Consider the following 22,008-nt stretch of genomic DNA (forward strand, 5'->3'; position numbering starts at 1 on the left):
TGCGCAAACATGAGATCAGCCATTCGGGGCCGCCGTTTTGACAGTGCAGCGACGCTGCAGGCTGATTGAAATCGAGGAAAGCCAAGATGATGAAACTCTATGGATTGGGTCCGACACGTTCGCTTCGTGCCCTTTGGGCGCTTCAGGAGCTTGATGCGGACTTCGAGTTCGTGCCGGTCAACCTGCTGGGCGGCGAAAACCGTCACCCCGATTTTCTGCGCCTCAACCCCGCCGGAAAGGTTCCGGTACTGGTCGACGGAGACCTGGTGCTGACGGAATCCGCCGCGATCGTGTTCTATCTGGCCGAGAAATACGCCGACAAGGGGCTGATGCCCACCGACTTGAACGAGCGGGCGCAGGCCTATCGCTGGACGCTGTTTGCCGTCACCGAGCTGGAGCAGCCGCTATGGCGGATCGCCAAGCACACATTCCTATACCCCGAAGACAAGCGTCTGCCCGAGGACATTGCGCTTGCCAAGGAGGAGTTTGTGGCGATGGCTGAGGTGCTCGAGCGTCACATGGACGGGCGTACGTTCGTCATCGGCGACCGCATCAGCATCGCCGATTGCGTCACCGTCTATGTCATCGACTGGGGCAATGAGGTCGGGCTGATCGACGGGTTCCCCAATCTCAAGGCCTATCTCGAGCGAATGTATGCGCGCGCCAAGGCGCCGCCGCGGATCGCCGACGCTCTTGCAAGCCTCGAGGCTGCGGGCTGATTGCTGCATAATCCCTTAAATCGGATTCGATTTAAGGATGAAATTATGCAGCAAGTTTAAAGCGTTACAGCGTTCTTTGCGCGTCATATTTGACGGGCGGCGCTGTAGCGGTGTTCGCAGGGCAGGAGGCCCGGACCCGAAGGCCCGGACCTCATGACCCGGCGCTATTTGCTGCCGGAAGCGGACAGCTTGTTCATCACGTCGTCGAGGTTGAAGCTTGCCGGCTTCTGGCGGATCGGGAACTCCTGGAAGCTCGACAGCCAATTCGCCACGATCGCCTGCGACGGCACCACCACGAAGGCTCGGGCGAAGTACCAGGATTCGTATTCGATCGACTCGTCGCCGCGCTCGAATGGATCGGCCCTCAGGTTGAACAGCTTGGGCACGCGGAGCGTGGTGAACTCGTCGCGCCAGACGCCGATGCCGGTGCTTTCCTGTGCCTTGAACACGACCTTCCAGTCCTGGAAGCGCACGGCGACCAGTTCGCCGTCGTCGTTCCAATAGAGGAATTCGCGCCGCGGCCCGTCCTTCACCTCGCCGCGGAAGAAGGGCATGAGGTTGTTGCCGTCGAGATGCACCTTGAAGGTCTTGGTACCCGCCTCGTAGCCGGCCTTGCATTTGGCGACGATATCCGGCTCTCCCGCGGCCGCGCAGAAGGTCGGGATGAAATCGTAGTGCGAGAACATGTCGTTGTAGACGGTGTTCGGCTTGATCACACCAGGCCAGCGGATGCAGGTCGGCACGCGGTAGCCGCCTTCCCAATTGGTCGCCTTTTCGCCGCGGAACGGGGTGTTGCCGCCATCCGGCCAGGTCATCACTTCGGCGCCGTTGTCGGTGGTGTAGATGACGATGGTGTTTTCGACGAGGCCGAGATCGTCGAGCTTCTTCAGGAGTTCGCCGACCATGCCATCATGTTCGACCATGCCATCGGCATAGACGCCCTTGCCGGTCTTGCCTGCGGACTCGGGTTTCAGGTGGGTGTTAACGTGCATGCGCGTGGAGTTGAAGTAGCAGAACCACGGTTTCTGGGCATTGTTCTGCCGATCGATGAAATCGAGCGCTGCGACCAGAAACTCGCCGTCGACCGTTTCCATGCGTTTCTTCGTCAGGGGACCGGTGTCTTCGATCCGGCCATCGGCATAGGAGTGGATGACGCCGCGCGGGCCGAAGCGTTTGCGGAACTCGGGGCTCTTCGGATAGTCGGGGTTCTCAGGCTCTTCCTCGGCGTTGAGATGGTAGAGGTTGCCGAAGAATTCGTCAAAGCCATGATTGGTCGGCAGGAATTCGTCCTTGTCGCCCAGGTGGTTCTTGCCGAACTGGCCGGTCGAATATCCTTGCGCCTTAAGGAATTCGGCGACCGTCGGGTCCTCCGGCTGCAGGCCGACATCGGCGCCGGGCAGGCCGACCTTGGTGAGGCCGGTGCGGATCGGCGACTGGCCGGTGATGAAGGCGGCGCGGCCGGCGGTGCAGCTCTGCTCGCCATACCAGTCGGTGAAGACAGCGCCTTCATTGCCGATGCGGTCGATATTGGGCGTGCGGTAACCCATCATGCCGCGGTTGTAGATGCTCGGGTTGAACCAGCCGATATCGTCGCCCATGATCATGAGGATGTTCGGTTTGGCGCCTGCGGCGGCGGGTTGGGCGGATTGCTGCGCGACGGCCGGCGTCGCCCCACCTGACGTGGTCAGCGCCGCTGCCGCAAGCGCACTGCCGGCAAGCAGAAGATTGCGCCGGCTGACGCCAAGGGGATGTCCGTTCTGCTGCTGATCGTCGTCGGGATGCGTGCTCATGGCGTCTTTACTCCACGTCGTTGAAGGGTCGGAAATGCTGCCTGGGTCTGCAATCGGTGGACGAACGGAAGTCTGCGCCCCGTGCGTGAGGCGGACAAGGATGTAACAGTAACATCAGGGCTACGAAGGCCAGTCTCGTTCGGTGGAACGGTGGGTTACGCTCCGTCACTCAATTGACGTCAAGTGAGATGGCGTGAGGCAGAAATTGAAGCCGATTTAGGTCAATAACATTGACATAAATTAGCCGCCGTGATCCTGTCGAAGCACAATGAGAATGATTGCGGGACGAAGCCTGGAGGCGCTGCCCCGCTCCAATAATCCTTGAGGAAACGACCCAATGCTCGACTGGGACCATATATTCGCGACGCGCGCCAGCAGGATGCGCGCCTCGGAAATCCGCGAACTGTTGAAACTGCTCGACCGCCCCGACATCATCTCGTTTGCCGGTGGCATTCCCGATCCCGAGCTGTTTCCGGATGTGGAGTTCAAGGACGCATATGCGGAGATCTTCTCCGGCCCCGCCGTCAGCGCTGCGCTGCAGTATTCCGTCAGCGAAGGCTACAAGCCGCTGCGTGAATGGCTCGCCAAGCAGATGGAAAAGATCGGCATTCCAGCCGGTGTCGACAACATTTTCATCACCTCGGGTTCGCAGCAGGGCCTCGACTATATCGGCAAGCTGTTCCTGTCGCCCAACGACACGGCGCTCGTGACCTGGCCGACGTATCTCGGCGCGCTGCAGGCGTTCAACGCCTATGAGCCGCATTATGACCAGCTGAACCCGGGCGGCAACCGCACGCCTGCGGCCTATGCCGAGGCCGCGAAAGCCGCCGGCGGCCGCGTCAAGTTCGCCTATCTCTCGGCCGACTTCTCCAACCCGACGGGCGAGACGGTGGACCGGGCAGGGCGCGAACGGGTGCTCGACCTTGCCGAAGAGCTCGACATTGCCGTTATCGAAGACGCCGCCTACCAGTCGCTGCGCTACGACGGCGAGGCGATCCCGCCGATCCTGGCGTTGGAAATCGCCCGCAAGGGCGACATCAACCACACCCGCACCGTCTATTGCGGTTCGTTCTCCAAGACGCTGGCGCCGGGTCTGCGCGTCGGCTGGGTCTGCGCCTCGGAAACGGTGATCCGCAAGCTCGTTCTCTTGAAGCAGGCGGCCGACCTGCATTCCTCGACCATCAACCAGATGGCGATCTGCACGGTTGCCGAGCGTGGTTTCGACGCGCAGGTCGCCAAGATCCACAGGGTCTACAAGCACCGCCGCAGCGCCATGCTGGCAGCCCTTGAAAAGTACATGCCCGATGGCGTGACCTGGACCAAGCCGGAAGGCGGCATGTTCGTCTGGGTGACGCTGCCCAAGGGCATGGACGGAACGGCGCTTCTGGCGAAATCGCTGGAGACGGCCAAGGTCGCCTTCGTGCCCGGCCGCGCCTTCTTTGCCGACGGTTCGGGCGAGAACACGCTGCGCGTTTCCTTCTCCTGCGCCAACGACAAGATGATCGAAGAGGGCATCCGCCGTCTCAGCGATCTCGTGCGCGGCGAAGCCGCGGCACTGGCGGCCTGACGGTAGCCACCCGGTTTCTCCTAGAGAGGCGCGTCCGCGGAAACGGGCGCGCCTTTTTTGATTTGATGGGAAGAGCCCCTCACTCTTCCTCATCCTCGCCCTTGTGACGGGGATCCAGCGATCCGACGTCTGTCGGATCGAAAGACCTTTCCGTCCAAGGACTTGGACTGACTGGACTCCTGTGACAAGCACAGGAGTGAGGGTTCCTCGCTAGGCCGTCCCAGCGATCTGTCGAGGACAATGCATGGCTTGTCAGCAATCCCGCCTGAATTTGCTGAGCTTTGTGGTGTCTCTTCCGCTTTGAGCGGAGCGGAAACGGCCGGGCTGGTGACGGCACAGGAATGCTGTTTAGCGGGACACGCTTTGGCTGGCCGCGATTGGCCCCGCCCGCCCTGAATCTGTCGTTACGCCGCCATCGTAACTGTTACGTTCTTCTGTCATCTCCATCGATGTGATCTTGTGATCGAGCATTCCAGGAGCGGACGATGCCACGATACACTATTCTAGCTACTGGCCTGACTGCGGGCCTTCTCGCCCTTTCGACGATGACCTCAACCACTGTCGCTGCCGACGCGCGCGATCTGGCGCGCGCGCCCTACACCAAGGGATATCTGTCGCCGGACAGCGTCACCGCGCTGCAGAAAGAGTTGATCTTCCAGCGGGCGGTGCAGACCTATCTCTGGGCGCTGCCGGCGCTCAACATGTACGGCATGAAGGAAGGCTCGGAGGCCAAATTCGGCAAAGGCTACAATGTCCTGCCGATCTTCAAGAAGCGGCTTGATGCCAAGACGCTGATCACCACGCCCAATTCCGATGTGATCTATGGGCTCGGCTATCTCGACCTCAAGCAAGACGGGCCGATGGTGATCGAGGTTCCGCCCGGACTTCAGGGGATCCTCGACGATTTCTTCCAGCGGCCGATCCCGTCTGAAGGCGAGATCGGCGGACGCAAATGGGCGGGTGATGTCGGGCTGCCCGGACCGGACCAGGGCAAGGGCGGAAAGTATCTGATCCTGCCGCCGGACTATGAGGGCGGAATTCCCGACGGCTACTTCACCTATCGCTCCGGAACCTATGGCGTCTTCGTCTTCTGGCGCGGCTTCTTCAAGGACCCGAAGCAACTGGAAGAGCCGGTGAAGGTGATGGAACAGACCCGCATCTATCCGCTCGGCAAGGAGGCGACGGCGAAGAAGATGGAGTTCCCCGATGCCTCAGGCGTGGCGGTCAACATGCTCTATCCGCAGGATGGCGCGGCCTTCGACATGCTGGCGCGCTTCGTCGAGCACGAATATGTCGACCCCAAGGATTTCGAGATGCGCGGCATGGCCGCCGATCTCGGCATCATCAAGGGGCAGGCGTTTGCGCCCGACGAAGAGATGCGCAAGCTGCTCGACGATGCGGCCAAGACCGCCTCGCGCATGGCGCATGGCCTAGGCTATGGGCCGACCTCGTTGAGATATTACGAGGACCGACAGTGGCTGAACCCGTTTTCGACCAATGCCGATTTCACCGCCGACAGCTACAACCAGCTTGATGCCCGCTCCAGCTTCTTCACCTATGCCTATTCGACCAGCCCGGGCATGGCGATCAACATGGAGAATGTCGGCGCCAAATATCCCAATGCCTTCAGGGACGCCGACGGCGACTATCTCTCGGGCGACGTGAACTACAAGCTGACCCTGCCCAAGGATATCCCGGCCAAGATCTTCTGGTCGGTGACGGTCTACGATCCGGTCACCGGATCGGGCCTTGACAACGGCCAGCCGTTCCCCTCGCTCAACACCATGGACAAGCCGGTCCAGAATGCCGACGGCTCGACCGATATCTATTTCGGGCCGAAGTCGCCGGGTGAGGGGAAGAACTGGATCGCCACGATTCCCGACCAGGGCTTCTTCACGATCCTGCGCCTCTACGGCCCGACCAAGGCCTTCTTCGACAAGAGCTGGAAGCCCGGCGATCTGGAGAAGGTCAAGTAATCCACGGTCTGCCAATCGGCGCCCGTCGCTTCATTTCCCTGGGAATTTCTTATGGTCACCACCACAACCCATCGCCCGATCCTGGCCGTGACCGCGATTGCCGCGATCCTTGCTGTTCGCCAAGCAGCGGCAGAACCGGTACGGATCTCGCCCGCCTGGGCCACCTCCATGCCCGCCGGCCCGGTTTCAGGCACGCGGATCACCGCCGACTATGCAAAGCTCGTCGTCAGCGATGCCTATTTCTGGGCATGGCCGATGGTCAACATGTTCAATCGGCGGCTGGCCTTTTCCAAGATTCCGCAGCGGATCTATTCCGGTGCCGCCCCGATGGCGCCGATCAACAGCCTGACGATGCTGACGGACTATATCGAGCCGGATGAGCGGCTGGTGGCCTGCCCGAACCAGGACGTGGTCTATGGCGCAGGGCTGCTGGGGCTCGACCAATCGCCGGTTGTCATTCAGGTCCCAGACTTCAAGGATCGCTTCTGGGTCTATCAGGTCGTCGACCTCAGGACCGACAGCTTTGCCCAGCTCGGCAAGATGTATGGCACGCAGCCGGGATTCTACCTGCTCGTCGGGCCGAACTGGCAGGGGGAGGTTCCCAAGGGCATCACCAAGGTTTTCCGCGCCTCGACCAACACCGCCAACGTCATTCCGCGCGTCTTCCAGGACGATACGCCTGAGGACAAGGCAGCCATCCAGGAGGTGCTGAAGGGCATCACGCTCTATCCGTTGTCGGAATTCGACGGCACGATGAAGTCGGTCGACTGGAGCACGGTCAAGAAGGTGCCGGCCTCCGGTGACGGATCGGCGGAAACGCAATGGGTGGTGCCGGAGAAATTCATCGACGAGTTGCCGCTGGTTCTCGCCGATGCGCCGCCCTTGCCGGGCGAAGAGGCGCGCTACGCCCAGGTGCTTGCGGTCGCTGAAGCGGCCAAGGCCGACCCGGCTATTCGCAAAGCGGTGGACGAGGCGGCTGTGGAGGCAGAGGAGCGGCTGGTCAAGCCGCTGTTCCAGTTCCGCAACTACGGCCTGCCCTTGACGCACAATTGGACGACGACGTCGAACAACGCGGCGTTCGGCACGGACTATTACACCCGTACGGCCGTCGCCAAGTCGAACATCTTCGTCAACGCGCCATCCGAGACCAAGTATTTCTACCAGGATCTCGATCAGGCGAGCGCACGCCTGAACGGCAAGAACAGCTACACCGTGACCTTTGCCAAGGGCGAAGCACCTGCGGTCAATGGATTCTGGTCGTTGACGCTCTACAACGAGCACCACTTCTTCGAGCCGAACGATATCAAGCGCTATTCTCTCGGCACCAAGAACAAGTCACTGAAATACAATGCCGATGGATCATTGACGATCTACGTCCAGTCCGAGCCGCCGAAGGAGGACCTTCGCGACAACTGGCTGCCGGCGCCGGAGGACGGGGATTTCTCGCTCTACATCCGCGCCTACTGGCCAAAGCCGACGGTTGTCGACGGCACATGGACGCCGCCGGCGGTCGACAAGGCGGGATAGAGCCTTTCCAGGAAAAGTGCGAAGCGGTTTTCCGTCGGGAAATGCGCAAAAACAAACAGATAGAGCGTTTCGGCGACGCCGTTTGGTCCGAACGCTCTAGAGGCGCTGTCGCTCTTGGTAGCGCGTTCAGAACGCGTTGCAGAAGGGCGGCATGTCGGCTACAACGGGCGAAATGGTCGGGCGCTGTCCGGCCACGTAAGCGTTAACGTCACTCAACGCGTATGATCGAACGGCTCTCATGTTTCGATCTGCGCGACTGTGTCCTGCGGATCGAGATTTGCGAGCCCCCAGAGGATACAGATGGACAACAGCCAACCCTCTTTCCACAGTGCTTCCACCCCAAGGATCGAGCGTGTGCGTCACGATCTCAAGCGACGCACGCTCACTGTTACCGATGTCGAGCGGATCACGCCCGGCATGCTGCGCATCACGCTCTCTGGCGATGACCTTGCCGATTTCGTCAGCCTTGGCGCCGATGATCACGTCAAGATCCTGGTGCCTTCAGCCGAGGGCACGGAGGAGCGGCGGGACTATACGCCGCGCCGCTACGATGCCGCCGCCCGCACGCTGGTGCTTGATTTCGCGCTGCACGAGGCCGGGCCGATCACGGAGTGGGCAATGAACGCGCGCCCGGGCGATGGCTTGAGCGTCGGCGGCCCACGCGGCTCGGCGGTTATTTCCAACGTCGAGCGCTGGCTGCTGATCGGCGACGAGACAGCGCTGCCGGCGATCGGTCGGCGGATCGAGGAGGCCACTGCCGGCGCCCGTATCACCAGCATTGCCGCCGTCGCTGACGCTGCCGAGCAACAGGCGTTCGAGACGAAGGCCGACCTGACGTGCCACTGGGTCTATCGCCCCTTGCATCAGGCGACCGACGCCTCGGCGCTTCTCGCCATCCTTAGCTCTGTCGTCATCGAGCCCAACACTTTCGTCTGGGTCGCGGCCGAAGCCTCGGTGACGCGGGCGATCCGCGCGCATCTCACCGAGGAACGTGGCTATCCGCTCTCCTGGATCAAGGCATCGGGATATTGGGTCAAGGGCAAGGCGGATAGCACGGAGAAGTTTGAGTAACCGCCACGGGGCGGGCCGTTCGCTTGAAGCGCGCCGCGAGCTCCGGGGTGTGCTTGCCGCGCTTTAAGTTCCGGGTTTTTCACATGTCGTCATTGCAAAACCGCAGCGCATTTTTGCGCGACATGCATTCGGGAAAGCTGGGTCAGGCGGCGCTGGCGAGCTTGAGGCGAAGCGCATCGAAATCGTGCACAAACCAGAGCGCATTGCCCTTGTTGGTTTCGCGAACGAAGTCGCCAAGCGCCTTGCTGCTTTCAAGCGCCCCAGAGATATCGCCGACGATGGCGCATTTCATGCGGTAGTTCACGAACTTCTGGAAGACCTCGCCGGCGACGCGCGTGCTGAGGTTGAGGAAATCCGGGCCGAGGCGCGTGACCGGGATCGCGAGCATATCGGCACTATGGGCCCAGGCATCGCCAAGAAAATCATTGGCGTCGCCTGCGACCCGCAGCAGGCCGCCTTCGTCTGCGCATCTGAGAACACGCGTATTTCCGATTTCGACGAGCTGTTCCATGGCGAAGGGCATAGCGAGGAAAGACGGAGGTTGCAAGATTATGCCTTACACGTAGTCGCCGGCGACCGACCGTTGATCGGGTCGGCGCCGGCGCCGGCCTCCTCAGCGGCGGCGATGGATCAATTGCGCCAGCAGCGTCAGGATAGCAAAGGCCAGGATGACGATGACGCCGGGATAGAGCATGGCGAGTTGCGTGCCGGGCATGATCGCGGCGGTGACGACGGCAAGTCCGCAGGCGCCGCCGACCTGCAGCGAGCTGTTGAGCAGTCCGGCGGCCAGCCCCTGTTCCTCGTCTGCGACACCACTGGTCCCGACGACCATCAGCGCCGAGATGCTGAGCGCAAAGCCAATGCCCCAGAGCAGCGATGCCGGCAGCAATACGGTCCACAGGTCAGGCGTCGGGCCGATCCGCAGCATCAGGAGATAGCAGGGCACGAAAGCCACAAGTCCAACCATCAACACGCGACGGACGCCGAAACGGTTCATCAATGCCCCCAGTTTCGGCCCGAGGATGACCACCATGAGACCGGCCGGCAGGAGCATCAAAGCCATATGTATCGGTTTCCAACCCTGGAGGTTCTGCAGATAGAGAGCGATCAGGAATTGAAAGCCCATCGCGCCGCCATAGAGCAGGGCGGCGCTGACATTGGCGGCTACTAGGCCGCGGTTGCGAAAGATGCCGAGCCGGATCAGCGGCTGCTCGACATGGTGCTCGATCAGCAGGAAAGTGATGAGCAGCAGGGCGGAGAGCGCAAGGCCACCGGTCGTGCGCAGCGAGGTCCAGCCGGCATCGGCCGTCGAGGCGACGGTGAAGACGAGCAGCAGCATGCCGGCGACGAGGGTGACCGCGCCGCCGACATCCGGCCGCAGGCGCTCGGCGCGCGGCGCATCCGGCGGCAGGAAGCGCAAAGCAGCCAGCATCAACAGCACCGCGATCGGCGCCGGCAGCACGAAGATGTAGCGCCAGTCCAGCCCGGCGAGCAGCCCGCCGACGAGCAGGCCGGAGGAGTAGCCCGAAGCCTCGAAGAGGTTGAAGATGCCGAAAGCCTTGTTGCGGTGGGGGCCTTCCGGGAAGGTCGTGGTCAGCAACGACATGGCCGCCGGTCCGGTGAAACCTGCGGTCATGCCCTTGATGAAGCGCGAAACGATCAAAAGGATCGGGTCGTTGGTGACCATGCCGAACAGCGACACCACGGCAAAGACACCGAGCCCGACGACCAACACACGCCTGCGGCCGAACAGATCCGCACAGCGCCCGCCCAGAAGCAGGAAGCCGCCGAAGGCGAGGATATAGGCGCTGACCAGCCATTGTGCGGTGGCTGCACTGATACCGAACTCATGCTGGATTTCGGGGATCGCTACGGCAATCATCGAGATATCGAGCCCGTCGAGCAGGATCACCCCGCTGAAGATGAAGAGCGCTACCCAAAGGCGCGCCGGCCAATGCAGCGCGTCGTTCTGACCGGGCGCAAGGGCAGCGCTATCTGCCCGCCCATCGCTCGGGGTCAAGCCAACTGACATATGTTCACTCCATGGAAATTTGGGCGCCGCGAGACGGAAATCTGCGGTCCCGATGGCTTCGATCATCAATGCTTTCGATCATCACCGATTGATCGCTCATTGAAAAACAAATAGTTCTCGATGCATTGTTAAATGGAGCTTGAAGATCCATGAGCCGAATGCTGCCAGGAACCCGCGCGCTCAGAACCTTCGAGGCTGCCGGTCGCCATCTCAATTTCACCCGTGCGGCCGACGAAGTCGGGCTGACGCCGGCGGCGGTCAGCTACCAGATCAAGGAAATCGAGGATCAACTCGGCCTCGTGCTGTTCACCCGCACCAGCCGCAGCATCCAGCTGACGCCGGCCGGCGCCGTGGTGTTCGAGGCAGCGGTCCAGGCGCTCGAGACGCTGCAGCGGGCGGTCGGCCGTGCGCGCCGGATGGCGCGCGGCGCCCAGCAGTTGCGCGTGTCGCTCAGCCCGCGTTTTGCCACCAACTGGCTGTTGCCGCGGCTGTCGCAATTTCGTGCCGCCAACCCGACGATCGAGCTGACATTCGACATCAGCGACGAGGTCAGGGATTTCGACGCCGACGATGTCGATATCGCCATCCGCTTCGGCTCCGGCCGTTATGCGCAGACGCGGTCTGAGCGCCTGTTCGAGGCGGTGATCGCCCCGGTCTGCAGCCCGAAGCTGATCGCTGCCAGCGGACGGCCGAAGACGCCACGCGATCTCTTCGCTCAGACGCTTTGCCATGTCGAATGCTATACCGAAGGCATGCTGTGGCCGAACTGGCGCATGTGGATGGCGGCTGCCGGCATCGATGATTTCGACGACAGCCGATGCGTGGCCTTTACCGACACCAGCCATGTGGTCGAGGCCGTTATCGATGGTGGCGCTGTCGGCCTTGTCGATCTCGCGATGATCCGCAACGAACTTGCCGAGGGACGGCTGGTGCAGCTGTTCGACATCGGCGTCAGCGTCGCCGAGGACTATGCCTATCACCTCGTCTATCCCGAAAGCTCTGGCCAGGATCCGCGGGTTCTGGCGTTTTGCGACTGGATGCTGGGCGAGGTTGGCCAGGGAGCGAAACCGGCGGCAATTGCCTCCGTAGCAGCCGGCTGACGCTGCTGCCTCGACAGGTGCTTTCGCCCGGTTCTCCTCGTTGCGCCACCCGCAAAAGAAAAACGCCGCGTCTCGTCGAGAGGCGCGGCGTCTTGCTGCCGAGGTCGTTGTAGCGGTATTTGCGCAGGAAGCAGCTTGCGCGATCGAAGGGATCACGAGAGGAGGGCGGCAAGGCGCCACCCTCCCGCGGCTTCAATATTCCTGGCTGGTCGGCCGGAACAGGATCTCGTTGATGTCGACATCCTCCGGCTGGCTCATGGCGTAGACCACGGCGCGGGCAAAGCTGTCGGCGGGGATGGCGATACGCTCGTAGAGCGCGCGGACATTCTCGGCGACATCAGTCTCGGTGACGCTGTCGGGCAGTTCGGTCGCGACCGCCCCCGGCGAGATGATGGTGGTGCGGATATTGTAGGGTTTCACCTCCTGCCGCAGCCCCTCGGAAATCACGCGTACGGCGTGTTTGGTGGCGGCATAGACGGCACCGCCGGGGCCGACCTTGTGGCCGGCGACCGAGGAGACGTTGATGATGTGGCCGCTCTTCTGCTGCTTCATGTGAGGAAGTGCAGCACCGATGCCGTAGAGCACGCCCTTGAGGTTGACGTCGATGGTGCGGTCCCAATCCTCGACCTTGCAGCGCTCCAATGGCGAGTGCGGCATCAGCCCGGCATTGTTGAGCATGACGTCGATGCGGCCATGGAGCCGGACGGCGTGATCGACCAGGCGCTTGACCTCCTCGAACGACGTTACGTCGGTCTGAACGGCAGCTTGCTTGCCGAGCGATAGCTCGTCGGCAAGCGCCCGCAGCCGGTCGATGCGGCGCGCGCCCAGCACCAGCCTGGCGCCGTCACCGGCAAGCCGCCGCACCGTCGCTTCGCCAAGGCCGCTGCTGGCGCCGGTGATGACGACCACCTTGTCCTTGATATTCTCTGTCATTGTTGCCTCTTCTTCAGCGGCCGACGCGCGCCTGCAGGTGGGCCGGATAACGATCGCCCTCGATGGTGACCTTGGCGAGCGCATCGTCGATTTCGCCGCGATCGTCCGAGGTCAGCCGTACGGCCGCGGCGCCGATGTTTTCCTCGAGCCGGGGCAGCTTGGTGGTGCCGGGGATCGGCACGATCCAAGGCTGTTGCGCCAGCAGCCAGGCGAGTGCTACCTGCGCCGGCGTTTTTCCCTTGCGGGCAGCGATCTGGCCCAGGAGATCGACCAGCGCCTGATTGGCCTTGCGCGCCTCCGGCGTGAAGCGCGGCACGACATTGCGGAAATCCTTGGCGTCGAAGGTGGTGTCGGCGTTGATGGCGCCGGTCAGGAACCCCTTGCCGAGCGGGCTGAAGGGTACGAAGCCGATGCCGAGCTCTTCGAGCAGCGGCAGGATTTCGGCCTCCGGTTCGCGCCACCACAGCGAATACTCGCTCTGGAGTGCAGCGACCTTCTGTTCCGCATGGGCCTTGCGGATGGTCTCGGCGCCGGCTTCGGAAAGGCCGAAATGCCTGACCTTGCCTTCGCTGATCAGCCGCTGCACCGTGCCGGCCACGTCCTCGATCGGCACATTGGGATCGACACGATGCTGGTAGAAGAGGTCGATGACGTCCGTCTTCAGGCGCTTCAGTGCCGCATCGGCGACCTTGCGGATCTGATCCGGCCGGCTGTTCATGCCGCTCTGGCCACCTTGGTTGTCAAAGTCGAAACCGAACTTGGTGGCGATCACCACCTTGTTGCGCATCGGCGCGAGCGCCTCGCCGAGCAGTTCTTCGTTTTGGTAGGGGCCATAGGCCTCGGCGGTGTCGAAGAAGGTGACGCCGCGCTCGAACGCGGTGCGGATGAGGGCGATTGCCGCTTGCTTCTCCGTTGCCGGGCCATAGCCGTAGCTGAGGCCCATGCAGCCGAGGCCGAGGGCGGAGACTTCAAGGCCGCTTTTGCCGAGTGTGCGCTTTTCCATGGGGCTTTTCCTTGTCTCGAATGATGATGTCTTTGGGCTAGAAATGGCGCACACGGCCGGGCTGGCGAGGGCGCTCCGGGAGATGGCGATCAGTCGGCCCTGATTTCGGCGCCATAGTCCGCATCGCTGACCTTCTCCATCCAGTCGACGACCTTGCCGTCGAGGGCTTCGGCGATCGCGACATGGGTCATGGCGGCGGAAGGCGAGGCGCCGTGCCAATGCTTCTCGCCCGGTTCGAACCAGACGATATCACCGGGGCGGATTTCCTCGACCGGACCGCCTTCGCGCTGGACGCGGCCAAGGCCGGATAGGACGATCAGTGTCTGGCCGAGCGGATGGGTGTGCCAGGCGGTGCGGGCGGCGGGCTCGAACGTGACGGTGGCGCCACCGACGCGGGCAGGGGACGAGCCGTTGAAGGGGGCATCGATGCGCACCGTGCCGGTGAAATAATCCGCCGGTCCCTTGGCCGAGGGCTGCGAGCCGCTTCGTTTGATGTTCATGGCGTCGATCCTTTGCAAATGGCGACGCGGCCGTGGTCGGGCCTGACGTCGTCGCTGTCGTCACTACAGCGCCGCGCGCCTTATTGGACGCGCAAAGGTCGCTGTAACACTTTGAATTGCTGCGTGTTTTATCCCTAGATTGAATAGGATCTCAGGAAACATGCAGCAGCAATTTAGGGCGTGGGATTGATCAGGATTAGATGGTAAATATCGCACGAGCTTATGAGGGGAATTCATGAATGCCGCGCCAGCCGATCAATGACCTCATCGCCTTCCTTGCTGTAGCAAGGGAACGGAGCTTTACGAAGGCGGCAGCGCAGCTCGGGGTCTCACAGTCGGCGCTGAGCCACACCATCCGCGGGCTCGAGGCGCGGCTGGGCTTGAGGCTCCTGACGCGCACGACCCGCAGCGTCTCGCCGACCGAAGCTGGCGAGCGGCTGCTGGTGTCGATTGGGCCGCGCCTGGATGAGATCGACCAGGAACTGGCAGCGCTCAGCGCGTTTCGCGACAAGCCGGCGGGTACGATCCGCATCACCGCCGGCGAGCATGCGGCCGATCGCATCCTCTGGCCGGCGCTGGAGCGGCTCTTGCCTGATTATCCGGATGTTCATGTCGAGGTGATCGTCGACTACGGCCTGACCGATATCGTCTCGGAGCGCTACGACGCCGGCGTGCGCCTCGGCGAGCAGGTGGCCAAGGACATGATCGCCGTGCGCATCGGGCCCGACATGCGCATGGCGGTGGTCGGCGCACCCGCCTATTTCGCCACACGGAAAATGCCGCTAATGCCGCAGGACCTGACGGAGCACAATTGCATCAACTTGCGCCTGCCGACCCATGGCGGCATCTATGCCTGGGAATTCGAGAGGCAAGGCCGCGAGGTGAAGGTGCGGGTCGAGGGCCAACTCGTCTTCAACAACATCGCGCTCAGGCTGAACGCGGCCCTTGGCGGGCTGGGCCTGACCTACCTGCCTGAAGATGCCGTCGCGCCCTATCTCGCCTCGGGCCAGCTGGTGCAGGTTCTGGAAGATTGGTGCCCGCCCTTTGCCGGCTACCACCTCTATTACCCGAGCCGCCGGCAAACGTCGCCCGCATTTGCATTGATTGCCGACGCGCTGCGGTATCGGGGTCCGCGTCACAAGTCATTCCAGCAGGCGTGATCGTTGAAACTTTTCAAGAGCTACACGCAAAGAGCGCCCGTTGCCGGACGCCCTAAGGTTGCCTCAATGCCTTACGATTGGCAGCGGTGCCCAAAAGCAAGCAGCCACGTTCACGTTATCAATTTTTCGGCGATTCCAAGATTAATGAAGGGTTAATCCACCGAATTATTTGATTGCCGGTGCAATCCAGGCGACAGCGCCGATAGTATTTCGCCCGTTTCCATTAGAAAGCCGCAGTTGCTCGCTTTTCTCCTGCGCGCAAACTCGTGTTGAAGCCGTTGCAGCGCAGCCTGTTGGGCGCTGCTATAAACGGCGTCCTTCCGCGCTTGGCTTGGTAATTCCTGTTAAACATAAGGAGATTGCTATGAAAACGGAGATTGCAATTGGACTGACGCTGGCGTTCTCGACCCTCCTTGCAACCGGTGTGATGGCCCAGACCAAATACGGTTCAGAAGCCGGCTGGGACATTCTCGTGAAGGACAACATGGGGCCAGGATGCTTGATCACAAAATCAAACGCAGACGGTACACAAGTTCAGATGGGCATCGATGCAACGGCCGCGCTGCGTGGCTACATGGCGCTCTACACCAAAGCTGATGCTAATGTTGCTGCAAACGAAAAGCTTGCGGTCCTGTTCGATGTCGATGGCCAGCAGTTCAGCGGCGAGGCGAAGGGCCAAGCCATAGACGGCTATCGCGGCGCGTTCGTATGGGTCAACAATGCTGACTTCATCTATGACCTGGCCAAGAAGAAGGCTGTGACGATTACGCCCCAGGGCGGCAATCCCATTGTCGTAAAATTGGCCGGAACCGACGCAGCCTTCAAGGCCCTGAGGGCTTGCCAGGCCGCTCAGTAATCACGCCCTGACAAGCTCGAATGGACCGCGAGCGGGAGCGTGGTGCATCTGCGCATTGATGATGTCGCGTGCGTTGCTACAGCGCCGCGCGTCTTATTAGACGCGCAAAGGTCGCTGTAGCACTTTGAATTGCTGCATGTTTTTATCCTTAAATCGAATAGGATCTAAGGAAACATGCAGTAGCGCATTCCCGGCATTCCAAACTTACCGCCTGATGGCGTTTCGACCTATTCCCGAGCCCCGGTGCTGAGTGGTTGGTTCCGACGAACCGTTCCGCTCAGGGCGGAGCGCGCGACTTGCTCTCCCTCATTCCGGCCGTGTACCGGCATCCAGCGACTTGGCGGCTGTCAGGTCAAAAGACCTTTCAGCCCAAGGACTTGGGCTGGCTGGATTCCGGCACAAGGCCGGAATGAGGGAGTTTTTAGGCAGTCAGTGGATTTAGATCTTTCCGCATCACAGATGACTTTGCGTCCGCAGCTCCGCTGCGGCACCCTCAGCCTTCCCGCCGGATCGTCGGTTCGGGCGAACCCTTCCACTCGAAGGTGATCGTTTGGCCCTGGCGGATGTTCTGGATGACGGCGGGGCGGAAGACGGCGATGCATTCGCCTGAGAGGTGACGGGCGGAGGGGTAGATCAGGCCGTTGCCGCCTTCCGCGTAGACAGTGGCGGCGAGTGCCTGACCGGCCGGATAGGCAAGGGTCGGGTCGGAGTCGAGATAGGTAGCATCGGTTTCGCCGCGGACATCGTGGAAACGGCAGGTGAAGCCGGCGATCAGCTCGCGGTAGGCGCCGATGTCTTGGAACATACCGGCGTCGGCAAGCGCGCGGGTGCGGTGATAGACGATCTCGGCCTGGCAGGTTTCGAGCGCGGTGTCGCCGAAGGCGCAGTACCAGGCGCCGCGGTCCTCGTTGTTGAAGCGGTTGCCCGGCGGGCGGGCGTGGCAGAAGGCGGCGTTGATCAGCGACCAGCCGTAGCCGAAGGATTCGTTCAGAAGCTCCGCCGGGTTGACACCGGCGGGTAGCGCCAGCGGGCTCAGCCGCGCGGATGTCAGCGCCTCCAGCCGGTTGAGGATCTCGATGTCGTCCTCGTCGTCGCAGAGCGGCTTGACGGCCGGCTCGTCGATATAGGCGGTCGAGATCAGCCGGATGGTGGCCGGATCGGTAAAATCGATCTCGGCGATCATAGGCCGCCGCGCAGGCCATCGAGATAGCGGCGCACCTTCATCATCGCGGGTATGCCGCCCTCGATCATCAGGTCGACCGGCGACTGGCCGTCGAAGACCGGCCCGGTGTTGACCGCCTTTGGCCATTGATAGGTCAGCGGTCCGTTGAAATAGAGCCGCAGGCCCTTGAAGATGCCGACGATCAGGCTGGCACGCATGCGCTTGTCCTGGTCGAGCTTGCCCTTGAAGTCGCCGGCCTTCATCCGGTTCCAGGTGGCGATCGGCACGTCGAAGAGCTGCGACGCTTCCCGGTTGGTCAGCTTCCACAGGTCGCAGGCCTTCACCACCGCCCTGACGATGACGGCTTCCTCATGTCTTGCCGCGTCGCGGTCGGGGGCAAGAACCGGCTGTGCGCTGGGCATGAACGTCTCCTATGAAATCCCGTGCCGTATCATATGATATAAAATGGGGGTTTTGAGCTGGAAGTCAAGGGGAGGTGTGGTGTCCGACAGCGACGCGTGGCCGGGTGGGTTCTCGCCGGGCTCTCGCAGTTTTGCCACTCACTGCTGTCGCAGATTGGCCCCTCACCCTAACCCTCTCCCCGCAGGCGGGGAGAGGGGACGCGGTACAGAGTGGGTTGCAACTCGGCGATCCCTCTCATGGTGATCGGGAGGCTTTGGTATGGCGCGATGTGAATGGGTAGGGCGCCGCGGGTTTCCTTCTCCCCGCATGCGGGGAGAAGGTGGCCGGCAGGCCGGATGAGGGGCAACGCGCTTCGCCGCGTTGGCAATAGCGTGCTCTCACACATGCGGGCCCAGCAGCGAAAGATCGGCTTCGCCAAGTCGGTCCTTGGCGCTGCGCAGCTGGTGCCAGTAGGGATAGATGACCGGCGGCAGACTGACGGCGTCGAGCAGTTCGCGCTCCTCATCGGTAAGCTTGAGGCTTGCGGCGGCAAGGTTGTCGCGGAACTGCTCCTCCCGGCGACCGCCGATGATGACGGAGGTGACGCCCTTGCGGTCGATCAGCCAGGCAAGGGCGATCTGGGCTGGCGAGACGCCGCGCTCGCCTGATATCGCTACCAGCATGTCGACGATCTTCCACAGCCGTTCTTCGTCGCGGATCGGCGGCTCGTTCCAGCCGGCGAGCTGGCGGGTACCCTCCGGCGTCTGGTTGCGCCGGTGCTTGCCCGACAGCAGGCCGCCGGCAAGCGGGCTCCAGACGAGCACGCCGAGGCCCTGGTCGATGCTGATCGGCAGCAGTTCGTATTCGGCCTCGCGGGCTTCGAGCGTGTAGTGGATCTGCTGGCTGACGAAGCGGTGGCGGCGGTCGAGCGCGCTGATGCCGAGCGCCTTCATGATGTGCCAGCCGGAATAGTTGGAGCAGCCGATGTAGCGCACCTTGCCGTGGCGAACGAGCGTGTCGAGCGCCTCCATCGTTTCTTCGAGCGGCGTCTGGCCGTCCCATTCGTGCACTTGGTAGAGATCGATGACATCGGTCTTCAACCGCCTGAGGCTCGCTTCGCAGGCGGCAATCAGGTGGTGGCGGGAGAGGCCGCCGTCGTTCGGGCCCGGCCCCATGTTGAAACGCGCCTTGGTGGCAACCAGCACGCCGTTCTTGCGCTTGCCGGCGAGGATGTCGCCGATAATTTCCTCCGAGCCGCCGGTGGAATAGATATCGGCGGTGTCGATCAGGTTGACGCCGGCATCGAGGCACATGTCGACATAGCGGCGCGCCTCGTCGAGACCGACACTGCCGACCTGCGCGAACTTGCCGCCGCCACCGATCGTCATCGTTCCCATGGTGATCGTCGAGATTTTCAGGCCGGAGCGGCCAAGCAGTCGGTATTCCATCTGGCTTTCCTCTTCCCTGTGGTGTCGGCCTTTGCTGTTGGGTGACAAATTAGGGGCGGAGCGAGGCGGAACAAGGTGACGGTGCGGATGAGGCGTCGGCTCCGCGTCGAACGGGAGAACGTCCGCGCGTGCGGCGCCGCAATGCTACTTATAATAGATGCATCGCTTGATCGGGCAATGCCTTGTATCATGGCGGGCGGAGAGGCGTTGGAAGGGCGGGCAATGAGCAATCACTATTGTCTCGGCCGGATCGATTTCGGCGTGGGCAGTTCGGCCTTCTGGTGCCTCGATACGCCCGGAACGCTGGTCGTTTTCCTGCACGGTTTTACCGGCGCCGCGGAGGCGACGTGGCACAATGCCAGTGCCTATATCCGGCGGGATGCGCTTTTTTCCTCTGCGGACGTTCTCTTCCTCGGTTATGACAGCGTGCGCAGCCGGGCGCGTGTGATCAGTCGCTGGGTGCTCGATCTGTTTCGCAAGCTGCTGGCCGAGCCGGCCGAATTTTCCAATCGCTACATCTATTACGGAGCGCAGCGGCAGCCCTTCATCTACGACCGGGTCGTCGTGGTGGCGCATTCGCTGGGTGGCGCGATCATGCGGCAGGTGGCGCTGGATCTCGCCCGCGCCAACGACGCCTATGCGGATCACATCCAGCTTCTGCTCTTTGCGCCTGCTCACAAGGGATCGAACGCGCTGCACAACGCGGGCGGGATGATGGTGGGGCACGGGATACTGGCGGCGCTGCGATGCGGCCTGCTCTACAAGGCACCGATCCTGGAAGACCTTCGGCCTAAATCGGACTTCATAAGGGATATCGAAGCCGGGACGTTGACGCGGCTGGCGCGGGGCCGACTGCGATGTCTGGTCGCGACCAAGATCACGATCGGCCAGTATGAAAATATCGTCGAACCCGGCGATTTTGCGCAGGATCCGCCGTTCTATACCGTTGATCGTCGCAACCACACGGATGTCTGCAAGAGCGATGCCGGCTATCGCCGGGTACTCGACGACATCGAGGAGTGCCTGCGGTGAGCGACGTGGCAAGCCCCCAACTGTCGCTGGAGAGCTTTGCCGGTTTCGAGCACAATTGCTTCGAGCGGCACGATCTGCGCCTCTACAACTTGCCCGTTGTCGGCAGCGGCTATCTTCTGGCGCGCTGGGCCGCATCCAGACAGGTGCGGCTTGCCTGGCTCGCCTATCTCCAGACGTCGATGCTGCGCTACGAATATCTGGCAAGCCGGGGCGAGATCGAACGGGGCGTGCCGGACGCCGGCATCGTGCGCCTGGCGGAGGCGGAAGCCGCGCGCGGCTCGCCGATGTCGCCTTCTACCGTCCGGCTGGCGCTCATCCTCGCCAGGCGCTCGATGCCCTATTTCAACCTTGACCATGAACTGAGTGAGCTTGGCCCGCTCGATGAAGCGGAATGGACCGAGCTGATCGACACGGCGTTCCGGATCGATATCTTCCTGTGCTCGCGGCCACGCTTTTCCGAGACGTTGCGCGCCTTGCCGCGCTATCCTGAGGCCGATCTCGGGGCCGACGGTTATCTCTTCCTCGTCAATTTTCTGTCGATCCTGGGTTTGCGCTCGGAGCTCAGCGCCGGTTCGCGGGGCTACCTGCAACGCAAGATCAACATCGTGCTGCACTCGCTCGGACTGAATGTCGATGCGCTTCGCGCCGATCTCTACCGGGTACAGGACGAGATCGGCCGCCGGGAAATACCGTCTTCGCGCGCGAGGCTTGAGCCGATCGATGTCAGCATCGCGCTGTTTGAAACCGAACTTCAGGCGGCCTGGGAGCTGGTGCGCACGCTCGAGGTTCTGCAGCCGGCGAAGGCGAGGGACAGCGGCCCGGAAGGCAGCGGGCAGGCCGAGCCGCAACCACAATTCTAGGGTGCGGCGTCCGACGGCGGGCGGCGGTTTCGAGGCCGTTTCAGGCCCCGGCAAGAAAGCGCGCGGGCATGAGATCCTTATAGGGAAACATGTGGAAATAGGGGCGCGCCTCGGCCAGCACGCGGGTCATCGAAGGGCGTTCGAGCAGCCGTTCGAAATAGGCGGAGAGATGCGGATAGGCGTCGGCAAAGGGCTCGACAATTCCGGCATAAAAGAGTGCGGGGGCCGCGGCGCAATCTGCAAGGCTGAAGGCGGCACCGCCGGCAAAGGCGTTGATTGCGAAATGCCGGTCGGCCATGCGATAGGCGACGCCGAGCGTAGCGCGGGCATCTGCGACACCGCGATGGTCGTTCTCGCCCTGGGCGCGCAGCGTGTCGGTGACGATCTTCTGCATCGGCACATGGATGTAGAGATCGAAGAAGCGATCCCAGAGCCGCGCCTGTAGCGCCGCGTCGCTATCCCTGGGGATCAGCGGCTGGCTGCCGGGGTAATGGCGATCGACATATTCGATGATGATGGACGTCTCCGGGATGGTGACATCGCGGGCGCTGTCGCGCAGCACCGGCATCTTGCCGACCGGCCAGAGCTCAGCGAAACGGGCCGCCTCCACGGGATCCAGAAGATCGACCAGGCTCGGCTCGAAGGGTGTATCGTTCTCATAGAGCGCGATCAGCACCTTGTGGCAGAATGAGGCGAGCGGATGCAGATAAAGCGTGAGCGACATGCGGACAATCTCCGATGCTGACGGTTCAGGCGGGCGTTGCGTCCGGTAACCCGGCGCAACGCTGATGGGTCGGATTTTACTGGGGAACTTATGGCAAAACTGATGCACTTATGCAATCAGTTTTTGGAGTGTTGCGAACGCCAAGT

The 22,008-nt window shown here is 62.3% G+C and carries 20 protein-coding genes; 10 read left to right on the top strand and 10 right to left on the bottom strand.

Translation table 11 applies throughout. The annotated features are described in order from the left end of the window. Positions 1-86 precede the first annotated feature (86 nt). The gene (locus ASD03_RS14615) at positions 87-719 is read left to right on the top strand and encodes a glutathione S-transferase family protein (RefSeq protein ID WP_025427562.1); all 633 of its coding nucleotides are present in this window, start codon (positions 87-89) and stop codon (positions 717-719) included. Positions 720-883: 164 nt separating this feature from the next. On the opposite strand, the gene ASD03_RS14620 is transcribed toward ASD03_RS14615, so the two are convergent. After that, positions 884-2,509, bottom strand: coding sequence for an arylsulfatase (locus ASD03_RS14620; RefSeq protein WP_025427561.1), 1,626 nt, complete (start codon positions 2,507-2,509; stop codon positions 884-886). A 337-nt stretch (positions 2,510-2,846) separates the two neighbouring features. Between ASD03_RS14620 and ASD03_RS14625 the strand changes: the two genes are divergently transcribed. The 4 genes from ASD03_RS14625 (at position 2,847) to ASD03_RS14640 (ending at position 8,650) form a co-directional block, all read left to right on the top strand. Next, positions 2,847-4,076 (top strand): PLP-dependent aminotransferase family protein, encoded by a 1,230-nt coding sequence (locus tag ASD03_RS14625; protein ID WP_057206203.1) that lies wholly within the window; start codon positions 2,847-2,849, stop codon positions 4,074-4,076. Positions 4,077-4,561: 485 nt separating this feature from the next. Beyond that, positions 4,562-6,052, top strand: coding sequence for a DUF1254 domain-containing protein (locus ASD03_RS14630; protein WP_038576223.1), 1,491 nt, complete (start codon positions 4,562-4,564; stop codon positions 6,050-6,052). A gap of 51 nt (positions 6,053-6,103) precedes the next feature. Then, complete coding sequence (locus tag ASD03_RS14635) at positions 6,104-7,579, top strand: DUF1254 domain-containing protein (RefSeq protein ID WP_025427558.1); 1,476 nt, start codon at positions 6,104-6,106, stop codon at positions 7,577-7,579. A 300-nt stretch (positions 7,580-7,879) separates the two neighbouring features. Next, a complete protein-coding gene (locus ASD03_RS14640; protein ID WP_025427557.1) occupies positions 7,880-8,650 on the top strand; it encodes a siderophore-interacting protein in 771 nt (256 codons plus the stop codon). Between the two features lie 142 nt (positions 8,651-8,792). On the opposite strand, the gene ASD03_RS14645 is transcribed toward ASD03_RS14640, so the two are convergent. Both ASD03_RS14645 and ASD03_RS14650 read right to left on the bottom strand, forming a co-directional pair. Further along, positions 8,793-9,197 carry a DUF4180 domain-containing protein gene (locus ASD03_RS14645; RefSeq protein ID WP_234907744.1) on the bottom strand — a complete coding sequence of 135 codons (405 nt, stop codon included), beginning with the start codon at positions 9,195-9,197 and terminating at the stop codon, positions 8,793-8,795. Positions 9,198-9,263: 66 nt separating this feature from the next. Beyond that, positions 9,264-10,682, bottom strand: a complete 1,419-nt coding sequence (locus tag ASD03_RS14650) for an MFS transporter (RefSeq protein WP_081788907.1) — start codon at positions 10,680-10,682, stop codon at positions 9,264-9,266. A gap of 149 nt (positions 10,683-10,831) precedes the next feature. Between ASD03_RS14650 and gcvA the strand changes: the two genes are divergently transcribed. After that, positions 10,832-11,782: a transcriptional regulator GcvA gene (gene gcvA / locus ASD03_RS14655; protein ID WP_025427554.1), complete on the top strand. Its 951-nt coding sequence runs from the start codon at positions 10,832-10,834 to the stop codon at positions 11,780-11,782. Between the two features lie 192 nt (positions 11,783-11,974). Here the strand turns inward: gcvA and ASD03_RS14660 are convergent, their stop codons facing one another. From ASD03_RS14660 to ASD03_RS14670, 3 genes are all read right to left on the bottom strand, one after another. Further along, complete coding sequence (locus ASD03_RS14660; protein WP_025427553.1) at positions 11,975-12,715, bottom strand: SDR family oxidoreductase; 741 nt, start codon at positions 12,713-12,715, stop codon at positions 11,975-11,977. A 13-nt stretch (positions 12,716-12,728) separates the two neighbouring features. Beyond that, the gene (locus ASD03_RS14665; RefSeq protein WP_025427552.1) at positions 12,729-13,718 is read right to left on the bottom strand and encodes an aldo/keto reductase; all 990 of its coding nucleotides are present in this window, start codon (positions 13,716-13,718) and stop codon (positions 12,729-12,731) included. Positions 13,719-13,807: 89 nt separating this feature from the next. Then, the gene (locus ASD03_RS14670) at positions 13,808-14,218 is read right to left on the bottom strand and encodes a cupin domain-containing protein (protein ID WP_025427551.1); all 411 of its coding nucleotides are present in this window, start codon (positions 14,216-14,218) and stop codon (positions 13,808-13,810) included. Between the two features lie 239 nt (positions 14,219-14,457). Here ASD03_RS14670 and ASD03_RS14675 point away from each other — a divergent pair, with 239 nt between their 5' ends. After that, the gene (locus ASD03_RS14675) at positions 14,458-15,378 is read left to right on the top strand and encodes a LysR family transcriptional regulator (RefSeq protein WP_025427550.1); all 921 of its coding nucleotides are present in this window, start codon (positions 14,458-14,460) and stop codon (positions 15,376-15,378) included. Between the two features lie 364 nt (positions 15,379-15,742). Further along, positions 15,743-16,234 carry a hypothetical protein gene (locus ASD03_RS14680; RefSeq protein ID WP_025427549.1) on the top strand — a complete coding sequence of 164 codons (492 nt, stop codon included), beginning with the start codon at positions 15,743-15,745 and terminating at the stop codon, positions 16,232-16,234. A 493-nt stretch (positions 16,235-16,727) separates the two neighbouring features. Here the strand turns inward: ASD03_RS14680 and ASD03_RS14685 are convergent, their stop codons facing one another. The 3 genes from ASD03_RS14685 to ASD03_RS14695 form a co-directional block, all read right to left on the bottom strand. Then, complete coding sequence (locus tag ASD03_RS14685) at positions 16,728-17,417, bottom strand: RES family NAD+ phosphorylase (protein WP_025427548.1); 690 nt, start codon at positions 17,415-17,417, stop codon at positions 16,728-16,730. Then, positions 17,414-17,818: an antitoxin Xre-like helix-turn-helix domain-containing protein gene (locus tag ASD03_RS40510; RefSeq protein WP_025427547.1), complete on the bottom strand. Its 405-nt coding sequence runs from the start codon at positions 17,816-17,818 to the stop codon at positions 17,414-17,416. The genes ASD03_RS14685 and ASD03_RS40510 overlap by 4 nt, the downstream gene beginning before the upstream one ends. 378 nt (positions 17,819-18,196) lie before the next feature. Continuing rightward, on the bottom strand, positions 18,197-19,246 hold the full coding sequence (locus ASD03_RS14695) for an aldo/keto reductase (RefSeq protein ID WP_057214240.1): 1,050 nt from the start codon (positions 19,244-19,246) through the stop codon (positions 18,197-18,199). 222 nt (positions 19,247-19,468) lie between these two features. On the opposite strand from ASD03_RS14695, the gene ASD03_RS14700 reads away from it, so the two are divergent. Together ASD03_RS14700 and ASD03_RS14705 are read left to right on the top strand one after the other, a co-directional pair. Next, complete coding sequence (locus ASD03_RS14700; protein ID WP_025427545.1) at positions 19,469-20,278, top strand: alpha/beta fold hydrolase; 810 nt, start codon at positions 19,469-19,471, stop codon at positions 20,276-20,278. Continuing rightward, positions 20,275-21,138, top strand: coding sequence for a hypothetical protein (locus ASD03_RS14705; protein ID WP_025427544.1), 864 nt, complete (start codon positions 20,275-20,277; stop codon positions 21,136-21,138). The genes ASD03_RS14700 and ASD03_RS14705 overlap by 4 nt, the downstream gene beginning before the upstream one ends. Before the next feature lie 40 nt (positions 21,139-21,178). On the opposite strand, the gene ASD03_RS14710 is transcribed toward ASD03_RS14705, so the two are convergent. Then, a complete protein-coding gene (locus ASD03_RS14710; protein WP_025427543.1) occupies positions 21,179-21,862 on the bottom strand; it encodes a glutathione S-transferase family protein in 684 nt (227 codons plus the stop codon). Positions 21,863-22,008 lie beyond the last annotated feature (146 nt).

The organism is Ensifer sp. Root127 (assembly GCF_001425225.1).
Classification (GTDB): Bacteria; Pseudomonadota; Alphaproteobacteria; order Rhizobiales; family Rhizobiaceae; genus Ensifer; species Ensifer canadensis.